This window comes from Microbulbifer maximicatervae (SeqCode) (genome assembly GCF_052468095.1).
Genome location: NZ_CP174332.1, coordinates 4,850,317 through 4,862,998 on the forward strand (window position 1 = coordinate 4,850,317; position 12,682 = coordinate 4,862,998).

Sequence of the window (12,682 nt, forward strand, 5' to 3'; positions counted from 1 at the left end):
AGCTGGCCCCTGGTGTTGCTGCACCTTGGGTCAGCGCCTTTTACTATCTCTTACGTCAAGCTACCGTTCTCCTGTGAGAAGATGGTTCTTTAGAAAACTCTTAGATGTCTTGATTCTCTCGAATCCCTTTGGTCCTTGGTCATCGGCCTACAAAAGGCCACCCTATTCCGGCCAAAATACCAATAAATATCTATCGATTTTACGCAGCTTTGACACTAAAACAAACTGAATAAAATCCAATAAGATCATTTTTGTGCCTATATTTTTAATGGCGATGCCCTTTCCATTAAGTACCTCAGGCATGAATATCCGGTACGTAAGTCCCTTTCTACTCATAAGTAATTTTTCCAACCCGGACGATCCTATTGGTAGATAGTTTTTTCTGGATAGAAAAGCTTCCGATTTTTGGAATCAGTGGACCAAATGATATGATGCGATTTCTTTTGAGTATTCTGATTTACCTTCGGTAGGGTGTAAAAGTGTATAAGTACTTCGGGTTATTAGCGTTAATATTTGTATCTGCCTGCGCTACAAAGATACCGGTAGAAAAATTAAGTGGTTTAGAAGCAAGAACACACCTTGACCATGAATACTGGAGCGTCTCACTGCCGGGCAAGTGGAGCTATGAGGATAGTGAGGGTATGATCATCGCCACATCTCCAGAAGGTCAATATGCGCTCTATATCACGGTTTATACCGCCTCAGAATCTGCATCCAGCATAGCCTGGGGCAACGAGGAGATTAAGCATCTTAAGTCTGGAAAATATTCAAGGCCGGGGTATCTTTTTGACTTTCAAAAAGAGCAGAGTTATGAAAAAAACGGCAATGCTTATTACGAGCTTGATGGCATAGATGTAAAGAATGAAATGAGGCTATATAGCAAAGGAATACATCTGGGCAGTAAATTCTACACAGTATCATTTCATGATTACTATTATACCGACTCTCTAGAATCAGACAGTATATTGGAATTGATTCTGAACTTGTTTGAGACAAAAGCAGATGAAATTAAGTGGGAAGGTATAAAAAGCTCAGATCAAGGCAATACAGCAAGTATAAGTTTTCAGCACAGCAACATTAACTGGCCTCAAATTTCCACCTGGTTGAAAGTAACTTTTGATGATCCCGACCAAAATGGATTTTATGGCCAAATAAACGAGCTATGGATTAACTGTGAAAAAGATACTGGAATGGTAGTTACTACACGCTACTACGATAATCCAGTGTTTGGTATAAGTGACTGGAAAAAGTTAAGGCACCCCAACACACCTGTTGAGCCTGAATTAGTATACGAAATATGCAATTCATACAAAAAGGTTTCAACCAAGCGCATACAAGACTTATAAATGGGGCGCTTCACTACCCAATCTCCCTTTCTGCAACAGGCTTCAAATGAATTGGTTGTAGGGTAAGCATGATCCTCTCGAATCGACCATAAAAGTAATTAAATGAAGAAAATCATCCCGATATCTGAACAGCAAGCAAAAGCAAGGTTAGCAGAACTTCAGGAAGCAAAGATATCTCATGCTTGGATAGGGCATGGAAGTGCGATCTTTTTAGAAATGGGAGAACTCACACCACCGAAACGAGAGAATAACCCTTCCGGTGAACAAACAATAATGATCGAATGGTCATGGAGGCTAGAAGACAAGCGATCAATAGTACTGGGGAGTTGGAGTGATCAGACTGAAATTGACCAGCTTCCAGCATTATTAGTCGGGAGAAAGATAAAAACGATTAAACTCTTTGGCCGAATACCCGAGTTAGAAATATCCTTGTGCAAAGACCTTTGGTTACTGACATTTATGACAGATAAGAAGTATCCTGAGTGGTCAATTAGGTTTAGAAATGGGCAATGGCTGGACTATGATAATGGTTCGTTTAACATTGAAATCACAAAAACTTAATAAAAGTATGAAGCCAAATTTTTAGCTCCAAAAACTAGTATTTACTAACACTTATTTAGCACTCTTCTATTCTAATAGAAACACTTTCTGGATAAAGCGTTAATTATAAGACTTCCCACATTTAGGAGACACCCTGTAACCAAAGATATTGTGGGGCTTCTTATTAGCCCCACTAGGTTATATTGCTATAAAAGGGCAACGTCGTTTTAACCCAAGTTAGAATGCTGCTACGAGATTCTCCGAGAAGTTCAACCCTTTCAGCTCAGCCTCTTCTACAAGAGTCTTGAAGCGGTCTCCACAATAGAGATTCGCACAGCGGTCAAATCGAGTCTTGAAAATTAAATTTGAAGCAACATCTTCATTGGTGAAGCCGATATTTTTAATTCCCATCCAAAGATCATCTTGAATATCGGCCTCACTTACGGACTTGTCGGCGGAAACCGCATTCAAGCAGTTAAAGATTACATAGGGCTCACCATCCAAGGTAATAGGCAGGAACTCCCCATACGGCGTAAGCTCTTTAGAAAGCACTGAATGGGCTTTGGATGAGAGCACCAAGTGTGCCCCATTCCAAGTAGTGATATCAGGTTTAACGCTCTGATCTAAACCTTCTACCTGGATAAAAGCCCCTCCATGATCCTCCCAAATATCCTTGATAGACTTATTGTCCCAAGGATAATTCTTAAAGGCTTTCATACCGCCCATACGTTTACCCACGGTGAACATTAGCTTCTTGAGGTCAATATTGAGATTCAAAAAGTCTTCGTGGTTAAAACTGATCCTATAAGTCATTGCCCATTCCAATTCTTATCAGAAGGCGCTGTCACCTTCTCCGGTTGAGTACCATTCTTCAGGTGTGTACGAATAATGGTCAACTTAGCGCGTATTTCAGATTCACTATTAAGGTTATTGATTTGGCCGTAAACCCAACGTTCATAATTGTGCGTGTGGATCTTACTATGAGGAGTTGCTTTAGGAATTGCCCAATGACCGTTCTGCTCGCTTGAGCGCGGCATCCACACACCGTTACCAGGATCATTTATCCTAACATCGTGCATGAAAAGTGTCAGTCGGACATCGGCGGTAGCAGGTAGCTTGCCTTTCCCTTCAACAATATGGTGAGCTGTGTACTATTTACTAGGCTTGGCCCTACCAACTAGACGTAGGTTTGTTTCAAGAACTTCAGTAGGGTGGTGCCTCTCCTGCTCATAGGCTTCTATACGCTCTTCGTCGTCCTCTATGCCCCGAAACTCATCTCGGTACTGCTGAAGCTAACTCTGAACCGAAACCATTGTCATGATGGTTCGACGTTCATGCTTTAATTGTTCCATTTCCACCTTGAGACCTGCCAAGCGCTCCTTCCGCTGCTCTTCAGTTTCACCCGCCACTTTCAGCTTACGATAGTGGTGGTTCTTACAACGATTCTCATATTGTTGAATGCAAAGGTCTAGTGGGGAGAGCTCCCAAACATGGGGAGTCACACGTCTACCGTGGTCGTATTCCATCAGTCTTCTCGGTAAGGTGGTTTTAACTATGGCTAAATTGTCGATGGACACGACAAGTGAGTCCAGGGACTTAATAGCTTAGTAAGCTCGATATGAGACCCAATTATCAAAAATATCATTATTAGAATAGTGTGAAACTAGAAGTATCAGATATGTATAGAATTCGGTCAAAAAAAATCAGGCTGATTCTTGCACGCTTGTACTGCGCAGATAATACACTTTCAAAATGGAGTCCTTATTTATGAGTTATTTAGTAGATAGTGATTTTGAAAAATATTATTCACTTACACTAGATGTCTCAGATCTTGCAGAGAAAATGCCATCCTATAGTCAGCGATTTCGTGCAAAACCGAGGCTAGATAAATGGGTAGCTCCTAAAGCGCATTTCTACGCTAGTGATAATTACACAAGTAAAGAAGAATCTATACCAGACATTACTACATGGGCTTTAGGAAATATAGTTCTAAGCCCTAGAGCATTTTCATCCCTAAAAGATATTCTAAATTCATCTGGTGAGTTCTTACCACTTCTAATTGGTGATGAAACATATCACATGTTTAATACACTATATGTGATTCCAGAAGAGTATGTTGACTCAACTAATGCTGTTGAAGTGGTGAACTCAGGAGTTCACATGGGGCAAGATTCTGTTAAGTTCATTGACTCAGAATTAGAGGGGCACTGTATATTTAAATCTTATACAAATAAACTGACTTTTAGTTTTGTAACTGAAGAATTTAAAACTGCATATGAGGCGAATTCTTTTACAGGTCTGAAATTTCAAGAAGTAAGTTAGCACACAGATTTGAGAGCAATCTAGTACACTCATAGATTGCTCGATTATACAAATATCTTCCAAGTATGGAAACATTACTGGACAACCATAGATCAGTAAATGCTTAGCTACATGAATACCTCTTATATTTGGTACTTGTTATCTAGTATGACAATCAATATCGCACTATTCAGGCAGCTTTTAAACTCTTGATATTTGCCAGTAAGTGATATGATATGCTTAGTTTGAATACTCTGTGAGCTTCAAATGAAAAAGCGTAAGAAATTACTTTGGTTCAGCCTTTTTGCCGTCTCTTTAATTGGAGTCGGATTTATACTTGGTATGTTTGGCAGTGCCCTAAAGCCTCCGGCAAATGCTGGTGAACTATCTCCTAGTATAGATATAGCTGATCTAGAGCCGGGTGAAATACTTACTCGGGATGTTCATTACGAGAGGGCGCGAGACATAAGATATATAATTTATAAAAATTATGAGTCGGAATTTATAGTTTTCAGCGTTCCCCTCAGAGATGGCATGGTAGATATGCCAGACTTAAAGTGGTGGAGGTGGGGCCCAGAATGTAGAAACTTTGGTCCGACCATGAAAAACGGTAAGGTAGTCCCACATAGCCAGTTCAAATGTCATGACCACGAATTAAATACGTGGCTAGCTAAAGAAAATGTCTGGGATCTTAATGGGAATAATCTCGGTAAATATACAGAAGACATGGAAAGAGTAAAATTTTCAATAAAAGGCTTTGACCTTTTATTACATATGTATTACTAAAAAATTAATCAAAATCTCCTCCTGCTGTTATTGAGCTTTATAATTTCTGACCCGCTTCATTATGCGAGAACTAAAATTAAAAACTAATATGGGAAGAATAAATTATTTAGCATGTAGACTTAGTATCGCGATGCTATGTGGATTCATCTCATATTTATTGGTAGCGACTTTTCCGGCCCTTGTTGCTCCAGAACTGGCGGATTTTTATAGAACACTAGGGATGTATTTCCTTTATACAGCCGTTGTTCAATTAGCAGGATTGTTATTTTTGATGTTTGGAAACAAGCGATTACTGAATATCACAAATTTGGCTTTATCCTTGATGTGTTTTATACCTATAATAATTTACTTTATAAAAATTGCTCCAAATGGCCTGGGTTAACAATATTGGTACGATCGAGCCTTTTCCGCTGAGCTACTATCGCTTTGTGGCTATAGAACTTACTGTAAGTTCTGAGTATTCCATTGAACAGGTAAAGGTACTATTATCCAAATAGATCCTGTTAATGGTTGTAAGTAATGAAAGCAAAATTACAAGAATTAATTAATGATAAACCCATAAAACAAAGCCCTCATTATCTTTTGAGTCAAGAATTGGAGTTCGATTTTTTTAAGTCCATTTCTACATTCGCTATGGCATTTATAGGCGGTATTGTTACTCTCAAAACTGCTCTTGGTATTGATACACCCATTAGTGAAGGATTCACTTTCTCTTTGGTTGTCGCCATGATATCAGCTCTATGTGCCTTTCACGCACAACATGAATTAATTAGCGACCTACGTAATGGTCAAACCCCCAGTAAAATAAAGCAGCTATTCAGATTTTTCCCCGGACCTATCCTCCTTGGGGTGGCTATTGGGTCGGCCTTCACCTATTTCGAAAGCTCATTGCACTAACAGTATTAACTTTATAAGTTGTTTAATCACTCTGGTGTAAACGAGTAATTAGAATAGGAGGTGCGGAGAATCTGCTGTTTTCTCATCCCCTGAATTTTTGGTAGCTGCTATATTGGAACGAAATAATCAATTACACAATAGCCGTAAACTGATGAATTTATGTGTGAGTAGGAATATCCCCCAATGAAATGGAGCAAGCTGAAATCTCTAGTTGAAGAAAAATTTTCTCCATCCCTGGATGGCCGTATCTCTATCAATAGTACCAGTTATGGAAACTGTTCATGTGGACATGCCTGGTTGACTTTTGATAAAGAAGTCATAGCAAACTTCTGTACAAGAGCCTTTTGGAATAGAGCGAGTGGTGATTACTATAGAAAAGATAATCGCTGGGTTACTGATTCCGATGTGCCTGAGCATGTAAGTGAAAAGCAGAAACTATCCTATGGTGAGATGGAATATGGAGAGTTATCTCGGCAAGATGCCTATCAAGCCTGCTGGGAATTCGTTCATACCCTCAAAATTGATGAAGCTCTAAACTCCGAGAACCCATTGATTCAGTCCCTAGCCACACTGGATAAGCGTTTAGGTAAGCGCAGACTCAAGGAGATTGATACAGCAAGCTTACATCCATTAGCAAAGAAATTATTGAGCATAAGATTGGAGTCTGAAGGTATTAAAGCCCCAGCAATCACAGAACAAACCTCTTCAACGCAACACCCGTAGATTATTTAATTATCTAAGCATCCAGCAAGCCATCAAGATAATATTACAAGGTTTAGATAGCAGGGATGTTTACTCCAACACTTAACACCAGGCATATCCGGTACGATAGTCCACCTTACAGAAATGTAGCTCCAAATATAGATAACGCGCTCTGATTTAACATAAAAATTTGGGCGAAGATTATCTATCACACCCCATTTTTTATTTCTTATACTCGGTGTAATTCTTTGTTATTTCTTGCTTTAGCAAAATCAAGGTTCAATGGCTAACAAGTGTATACCTACTATTCACCGTACTAACTTTCTGATTCTTAATGATTTATGCCAGTGATTGATAAATATCAAAAACAAAATATGTGAAGTAGCTCCGTTTTTAGAGCGATATTATCAGCCTAAAATACACTATAACAAACTCAGCAGTACAGGATCTATATTTTCATTTCCTTGACCCTAATTGGCTATTGTCATCTAATCAAATCGTTCTCGATAAGGAAATTCCACAATAATAACAACTGGGAAGTTAGGTATGACAAAGACATTTTCACAGCATGCTGTAGACAAGATTAATTCTATTATGAATGATCACAGCAATCATGTTGGTAGCCAGCTTAAAATAGGTAACCCCACAAAATATAAAAATCATATTTCTAGCGATTGTATAACAATGGCAATTTGGGTTCTTAAATATAGTTTTGAGAAGCTTGGAAAGCTTAATTCCAGCAAGCGAGTGGGTGGACTTGGAGAAAAAGGTACCGAGTTAGCAAAATACTTGATTAATACTCATAACTGGAAAGGCGTATATTATAATCCTGACGTTAAGCACCCTAGTGATGGTCTTGGTGAACATATTGCGAGCTACTACAATCAGGTAAAGAAAAACTGTACTTATAGTGTTGGTCGTGTGCCGATCAGCAATACTGTTATAAACTATAAGCCGAGCAAAAATAAAGTGACCACCTATTTGGATTTAACCAAGAAACAAGACGCAGATTACAACACATTTTCAAATATTCCATTTGGACTGGGAATGTCAAGTGGCGGTAGGCATGTATGGCTTTATTCAAAAGAGTTTGTGTACGAATCACACTGGGAAAAAGAAGCTGGCGATGGATTATATACTAAGACACAATTAAAAATGTTTCCCTGGCTCTCAGGAATTATTGTCGTACCGCCAGACACGCACAACCTTTTAACTATTACTTCCACCAACTGTAAGTAATTATATCTATGCTAAAACCTATAAAAATCCTACTACTATTTTTAATGACATTGTCATCCTTCACCTGTGCCAGCACGGAAACGGATGATGTTAAACTGGACAAGGCTCAAGTTGACGTTGTTTTACGAGAGTGGAACAAAAAAGGATTCGGCGATAAGATCGAAACAACTACATTAACGATAATAACAGCTCCAGATTACAAGGGTGATATCGTTATTTTACGTGAAAATGAGCCAAAACGCGGTTTCACCGCGGAAGTTTACAAACCAAAGCCAAATGCACTGAATCCTGAGCTATGGGAATTTGTATCTGGTGATATTGAAAAATCCATAGTGAAACAACCTAATGGAAAATTTCATTTATCCGAGATGGTTGATAAAGGGGTAAGAATAGAAGTTATCGAGCTTGATAAGGAGGAGCAATAACTATTTTAGTTCGAGTGGCAGTGCAATAGCTTTATCTAATACTTAAGGTCATCCCTATTTAAGGGGATGACTCTCATCACGAATAGATTGACCACGAAAGACTATAAAGTGTTAATTTATTGATTCTCACAAAAATTAGCACTTTATTCATATAGTATGTCTAGTTCCTCTATTGTCATCGCCAAAGATCGCCACGACGTCCCACATCCAGATTAACTTATACGATAACTTGCTGGCACTTATTTATTACAACCTTTTTTCAAGTCGAGTTAATTAGTCTAGTATTGATTATTTGCAATACATTCATCAAACAACTTGGTACTAGTATTAGCTAACGTGGTAATCAATATAAATCTGACCAAGACAGTTCCCATTCTTGAGATGTATTTATAGGTGATATGATAAAGATTCCTTAGAATACAGCTCTAGGACAATAAACTACAGAATACTGGCTAATACTTCAGCTCTAAGTTAAAAGGATATTGTATGGGTGATGTGATAAATGCTCCAAAGGAGAGCAGCAGTAATTCACATGATGAGTTAGATAAGAGAAATAGACTATCTAAATATGTTGTAGGAACAAAAGATAAAACAGACTATACGATAACTGAAATCTATGCTCGCGAAGAAGAATTTATTATTTTCGGTTCGGAAGGAACTTCTGGGTTTCATCATTTCAAAATAACTTTGGATACTATTGACGAATGCGACGATATGTTAACTAACAATTTTCAGCGCACAAAAGATAAGTTCAAAGAATTAATATTATATCTAGATAAAGTCGATGCGGACGCATCATATAAAAGGCGCGCATCAAGCGCCATTCTTACAGCCATTAAAGGGAATATAGCTGAGGCAGAATTTCTTTTCGAAAAAATAGAATCTGATGCACGGAAAGAATATAGAGGGCCTGGATTGTTTTACTATCTTCTCGGCCCATTTATCATAACTTTTACTTTATTTATTTTAGCTCTGTCAGTTTACTTATTTCAACCACGAGTAATATCAAGTATTGATCCAGAACTACCAACAATTATATACGCTATTGCGTTCGCATGCTTTGGAGGATTAGCTTCAATTGTCGAGCATATTTATAGAATTTCTACAAAATATAATTTTGGAAATTGGATATATGCTGTCTGCGGGGCTAGCCGTCTGATATTTTCAATACTTGCAGGAGTAGTAGCATATATACTGTTTTCTTACACTCTATCTTTTTTCATGCCTCAAGCAGAAAATATTCCTATATTTTTGTTGTTAGTACTGAGCTATTTTTTAGGCTCAAAAGAAAATTTAATCCCAAGTCCGCTTAGAAGATCTATGAAAAAAATATAGATTCATATAAAAAGCAATGGATAAATTATTAACAATAGAGTTATCATTTACTCAATGCGAAATCACCAACATATTGACTATAAAAATCAATGGTAGAGGAAAAATAAGTATTTTAAGGCATGATGAATTTGAATAATAGCAAATCTAGCTAATGTCAGCACATTGCTGCTAGCTAGCCATTATTTTTAATACAAAACTTAATTAGGAAACTTTAAAAATGAATAGATATGTAATAATTGGTCTTATGAGTTTATTATTCTCAATGACGAAAAGTGTGCACGCCAAAGAGGTAATTTTAGAACCAGAATCATGGTCTTTTCCTGAAGTTATTGAACATGCTAGAAAAATAAACACAAATAATATCGAAGGTAAATCTTTCAATCAGTTTGGTTTAGTATACACACCTGAGGAAGTTTCCACTCTGAAATTATCTGCTTTGGCAGCAAAAGAGCTTCAAAAATATGCAGATATTGTTACCCACGCATATCCTGATGCAGTGGCAAAACATCTGCCTTCTCAATGTAGCGTATTGCCTTTAGATAAGATAAATGAAACAGCTGTAGCTGGTATTGCATATGTTTCTATCAATGCCATTCAAGCAAATACTAGAAACAAAGCAGCCAAATGTTTAGCTGAACTCCAAAGTAGACTTGCAGAGATAGGCAGATAAAATATTCAACCTCCATCTAAAGGTAATTTCGTTCGAGCTACTGACAAGCACGTTAGTGTAAATTATGAAAAGATACGGCTACAAATTCGCCAAAGATGATGGCGGGCTATCTAGATTAAGTGGGCTCCGCTTCTTTATCGGGCTATGTGCTTTTTTCAGTACAATCGCCAGCTTGATTTTCTCTGGTGAGAGCTACTTAAAATTATATTTAGCCTCACTCTTCGCTTTTTGGCTTGCGGCCTTCTTGGCAGAAGTTATCCCCAAAGTAAGATCTTACCCAGTTATATTTTCCGCAATAACGGCAAGTATAATTTTCTGGATTGATCAGAGAAATGTTTTTATAGTCCGTCAATGTGAAAACTGGAAATGTGTTAATGTTGAAGATTTAAGCGGTAAAATAATATATTTGGGTTTTTGTGGATTAGTAATAATTGCTTCTCTGTGGTCTTTGCGAAGACAGTCACACTAACGCATATAGGTATCATTCGACCCATTGGCACGAAAATACTATATGGATATAGTGCACCAATAAACGACATAGCTTCAGCACACAATAGTAGCTTATAATTTATTTAAAATTTAATTTCTGTGCGACATATACCATCAATAATTGCTGCAATTCTTATTCCTTCGATAGTACTTTTGCTAATGGCCGGCACGTTTGGATTTTCTAAAATAAATTCAGCCGGCCCAGCATTTATTTTTATTTTTTCAATCCCTATATCACTAGCACACATGATTATTTATGTACCACTTGCATTAATCATAGAACGATACTTTGGGTTAAATCTATTCAAATGTATTTGTCTAGGCCTAATTGTTGGCTCACTATACCCTGGAGTTAATGCTTGGCCGTATCCTGATGGAAGTTACATTGGTAAGGTTGAAGATACTTTAATGGGCATAGATGTGATCAAAGCAATTAATGGCTATCCAACGCTTTTGGGTTGGTTAATTTACCTAAAGCATGTACTTACAGTAGGCCTCCTTTTTGGAGCTACTAGCGGTTTAGGTTACGGTCTTTTTTATAAAAGGCCAGTATCCTCTATCCATAGATAGAGAGATCTAATTGTTATAGATATATTCATCAACATCTCATAAATAGCCCTCAGGTACACTGAATTTTTTATGTCATACGTTTCTACAGAGCACTTGAGATAAAAGTACAATGTATTGCTGGTACGAAAGTTAAGGCTGCAACATGGCATGACTCAGGAGCAATTAGCACAGATTACATGGCTCAGTGTGCGTACCGTTCAGCGCACCGAAAGAGATCAACATGTTGGTTTGGAATTGCCAATAAAATAAGAATCTAATTTCCCTGGTATAGTCGCACTTTATGAGAGCCAAAGTTTGTCCAGACTAAAAATTCTTGATCGGTAAAGTCCCTAATATTTTAGGGACGTAATAAGATTGGCAGTTAAATAAATTTCTGATTATAACTTTGCCTACCCCCAAAATTTTTTACGAATAGACTTCCAAAGTTTGCCGAGCAGATCCTGATTGGAGCGAGAGGCAGATTCTACAATGGCTCTATGCATCTCCTTTTCAGACTCAGTAAATTCACTTCGATATTTTTCTTCAATCTGTTCATAGGTCAGCCCTTTTGCCTTCATAAACCAAGACAGGAGCTGCCCTAAGTAAGATATTTTTTCTCTTGTTTTTTTCAGCTCATGATTTCTCTGCAACACAGCGCCCTCACCTAACATCTTCCAAATACCAGCTTCAATCTGTTGAGCTTGCTCTACAGAAAGCTGTTTATCTTTAGTTGCTTCTTCAAACATTTCATCTGCAAGTGCCTGTACATTATCTGGCATAGTCGAAAGTGGAACGGAATACTCCCGCTCTCTGGTTTTATAATCTTGGATAACAGCCTGTAATACATAAATTATTGCAGCAATTAGAGTGGTGATAAATTTCATTGTTACGCCTCTATTGGTTGACTATTTTATAAAAGTATTTTGAATTCAAGTTGCTCTTCTAGGAGCCAAGACATATCTATATAGGTTCCCCCTAAAAAGACTGGATTAGCACCCTACTGATGGATCAAGAACGGAAGACATGCACCAAATCAGAGCATAAAAATCACATACCTGAAAAATGCTATAAATTTAATATATAGAATTTTTACAAAAATTTGTTTGATGAGTGGTGTATCAAGTTCTATAGAATATGTATCTAAACTCACCAAATAGAATGGCATGCTTTTAATAGAATAAGCTTACCTAAAAAAATATCTGTCAGAGGAAAAACAAACGCCAGAATTTAAATTAAAAACTTTTTAATATTAGAGCGTTATGATTTTTTTGATATTTTCTACCTACTTTAGACAAAGCCATTCTCACTACTAGCATACTTATCTAGTAAGACTTAGGTTTATCAAATAGTAACCACATTTAATTTCTATGCTTCTTTAATGGATAATAAGCTGAATCAAACTA

At 37.4% G+C, this 12,682-nt stretch carries 16 protein-coding genes and 1 pseudogene; 13 read left to right on the forward strand and 4 right to left on the reverse strand.

The features are described 5' to 3' along the window. Positions 1-479 precede the first annotated feature (479 nt). Positions 480-1,346, forward strand: coding sequence for a hypothetical protein (locus ACJJIL_RS21550; RefSeq protein WP_445360731.1), 867 nt, complete (start codon positions 480-482; stop codon positions 1,344-1,346). 102 nt (positions 1,347-1,448) lie between these two features. After that, on the forward strand, positions 1,449-1,907 hold the full coding sequence (locus ACJJIL_RS21555; RefSeq protein WP_445360732.1) for a hypothetical protein: 459 nt from the start codon (positions 1,449-1,451) through the stop codon (positions 1,905-1,907). Between the two features lie 216 nt (positions 1,908-2,123). Here the strand turns inward: ACJJIL_RS21555 and ACJJIL_RS21560 are convergent, their stop codons facing one another. From ACJJIL_RS21560 to ACJJIL_RS21570, 3 genes and pseudogenes are all read right to left on the reverse strand, one after another. Next, positions 2,124-2,699: a hypothetical protein gene (locus ACJJIL_RS21560; protein WP_444934625.1), complete on the reverse strand. Its 576-nt coding sequence runs from the start codon at positions 2,697-2,699 to the stop codon at positions 2,124-2,126. Then, positions 2,696-3,025, reverse strand: a pseudogene (locus tag ACJJIL_RS21565) (AHH domain-containing protein); the annotation flags it as partial. The gene ACJJIL_RS21560 and the pseudogene ACJJIL_RS21565, both read right to left, overlap by 4 nt. A gap of 153 nt (positions 3,026-3,178) precedes the next feature. After that, a complete protein-coding gene (locus ACJJIL_RS21570; RefSeq protein WP_445360733.1) occupies positions 3,179-3,463 on the reverse strand; it encodes a hypothetical protein in 285 nt (94 codons plus the stop codon). A 190-nt stretch (positions 3,464-3,653) separates the two neighbouring features. Here ACJJIL_RS21570 and ACJJIL_RS21575 point away from each other — a divergent pair, with 190 nt between their 5' ends. The 11 genes from ACJJIL_RS21575 to ACJJIL_RS21625 all read left to right on the forward strand — a co-directional run bounded on the left by ACJJIL_RS21575 (position 3,654) and on the right by ACJJIL_RS21625 (position 11,549). Next, positions 3,654-4,208, forward strand: a complete 555-nt coding sequence (locus tag ACJJIL_RS21575; protein WP_445360734.1) for a hypothetical protein — start codon at positions 3,654-3,656, stop codon at positions 4,206-4,208. A 246-nt stretch (positions 4,209-4,454) separates the two neighbouring features. Then, on the forward strand, positions 4,455-4,973 hold the full coding sequence (locus ACJJIL_RS21580; protein WP_444895510.1) for a hypothetical protein: 519 nt from the start codon (positions 4,455-4,457) through the stop codon (positions 4,971-4,973). A gap of 519 nt (positions 4,974-5,492) precedes the next feature. Next, positions 5,493-5,870 (forward strand): hypothetical protein, encoded by a 378-nt coding sequence (locus ACJJIL_RS21585; RefSeq protein ID WP_445360735.1) that lies wholly within the window; start codon positions 5,493-5,495, stop codon positions 5,868-5,870. Positions 5,871-6,053: 183 nt separating this feature from the next. Next, a complete protein-coding gene (locus tag ACJJIL_RS21590) occupies positions 6,054-6,593 on the forward strand; it encodes an SF0329 family protein (protein ID WP_444895512.1) in 540 nt (179 codons plus the stop codon). Positions 6,594-7,118: 525 nt separating this feature from the next. Beyond that, positions 7,119-7,811: a hypothetical protein gene (locus ACJJIL_RS21595; protein WP_444895513.1), complete on the forward strand. Its 693-nt coding sequence runs from the start codon at positions 7,119-7,121 to the stop codon at positions 7,809-7,811. Positions 7,812-7,819: 8 nt separating this feature from the next. After that, positions 7,820-8,236, forward strand: coding sequence for a hypothetical protein (locus tag ACJJIL_RS21600; RefSeq protein ID WP_413664003.1), 417 nt, complete (start codon positions 7,820-7,822; stop codon positions 8,234-8,236). 486 nt (positions 8,237-8,722) lie between these two features. Continuing rightward, positions 8,723-9,571, forward strand: a complete 849-nt coding sequence (locus ACJJIL_RS21605) for an EI24 domain-containing protein (protein ID WP_444911896.1) — start codon at positions 8,723-8,725, stop codon at positions 9,569-9,571. Between the two features lie 217 nt (positions 9,572-9,788). Further along, on the forward strand, positions 9,789-10,241 hold the full coding sequence (locus tag ACJJIL_RS21610) for a hypothetical protein (protein WP_413664001.1): 453 nt from the start codon (positions 9,789-9,791) through the stop codon (positions 10,239-10,241). 64 nt (positions 10,242-10,305) lie between these two features. After that, positions 10,306-10,710 carry a hypothetical protein gene (locus ACJJIL_RS21615; RefSeq protein ID WP_413664000.1) on the forward strand — a complete coding sequence of 135 codons (405 nt, stop codon included), beginning with the start codon at positions 10,306-10,308 and terminating at the stop codon, positions 10,708-10,710. A 179-nt stretch (positions 10,711-10,889) separates the two neighbouring features. Beyond that, entirely contained in the window at positions 10,890-11,300 is a 411-nt protein-coding gene (locus tag ACJJIL_RS21620; protein ID WP_413663999.1) for a hypothetical protein, read from the forward strand. A gap of 114 nt (positions 11,301-11,414) precedes the next feature. Further along, positions 11,415-11,549: a helix-turn-helix domain-containing protein gene (locus ACJJIL_RS21625; RefSeq protein ID WP_444911894.1), complete on the forward strand. Its 135-nt coding sequence runs from the start codon at positions 11,415-11,417 to the stop codon at positions 11,547-11,549. Positions 11,550-11,689: 140 nt separating this feature from the next. On the opposite strand, the gene ACJJIL_RS21630 is transcribed toward ACJJIL_RS21625, so the two are convergent. Next, complete coding sequence (locus tag ACJJIL_RS21630) at positions 11,690-12,163, reverse strand: hypothetical protein (RefSeq protein WP_413663997.1); 474 nt, start codon at positions 12,161-12,163, stop codon at positions 11,690-11,692. Between the last annotated feature and the right edge of the window lie 519 nt (positions 12,164-12,682).

What these genes read in the sequence shown, in the direction of transcription:
- ACJJIL_RS21610 (WP_413664001.1), top strand. Translation starts at nt 9,789, where the DNA reads ATGAATAGATATGTAATAATTGGTCTTATGAGTTTATTATTCTCAATG.
- ACJJIL_RS21630 (WP_413663997.1), bottom strand. Translation starts at nt 12,163, where the DNA reads ATGAAATTTATCACCACTCTAATTGCTGCAATAATTTATGTATTACAG.
- ACJJIL_RS21580 (WP_444895510.1), top strand. Translation starts at nt 4,455, where the DNA reads ATGAAAAAGCGTAAGAAATTACTTTGGTTCAGCCTTTTTGCCGTCTCT.
- ACJJIL_RS21590 (WP_444895512.1), top strand. Translation starts at nt 6,054, where the DNA reads ATGAAATGGAGCAAGCTGAAATCTCTAGTTGAAGAAAAATTTTCTCCA.
- ACJJIL_RS21615 (WP_413664000.1), top strand. Translation starts at nt 10,306, where the DNA reads ATGAAAAGATACGGCTACAAATTCGCCAAAGATGATGGCGGGCTATCT.
- ACJJIL_RS21575 (WP_445360734.1), top strand. Translation starts at nt 3,654, where the DNA reads ATGAGTTATTTAGTAGATAGTGATTTTGAAAAATATTATTCACTTACA.
- ACJJIL_RS21620 (WP_413663999.1), top strand. Translation starts at nt 10,890, where the DNA reads ATGGCCGGCACGTTTGGATTTTCTAAAATAAATTCAGCCGGCCCAGCA.
- ACJJIL_RS21585 (WP_445360735.1), top strand. Translation starts at nt 5,493, where the DNA reads ATGAAAGCAAAATTACAAGAATTAATTAATGATAAACCCATAAAACAA.
- ACJJIL_RS21600 (WP_413664003.1), top strand. Translation starts at nt 7,820, where the DNA reads ATGCTAAAACCTATAAAAATCCTACTACTATTTTTAATGACATTGTCA.
- ACJJIL_RS21605 (WP_444911896.1), top strand. Translation starts at nt 8,723, where the DNA reads ATGGGTGATGTGATAAATGCTCCAAAGGAGAGCAGCAGTAATTCACAT.
- ACJJIL_RS21560 (WP_444934625.1), bottom strand. Translation starts at nt 2,699, where the DNA reads ATGACTTATAGGATCAGTTTTAACCACGAAGACTTTTTGAATCTCAAT.
- ACJJIL_RS21555 (WP_445360732.1), top strand. Translation starts at nt 1,449, where the DNA reads ATGAAGAAAATCATCCCGATATCTGAACAGCAAGCAAAAGCAAGGTTA.
- ACJJIL_RS21595 (WP_444895513.1), top strand. Translation starts at nt 7,119, where the DNA reads ATGACAAAGACATTTTCACAGCATGCTGTAGACAAGATTAATTCTATT.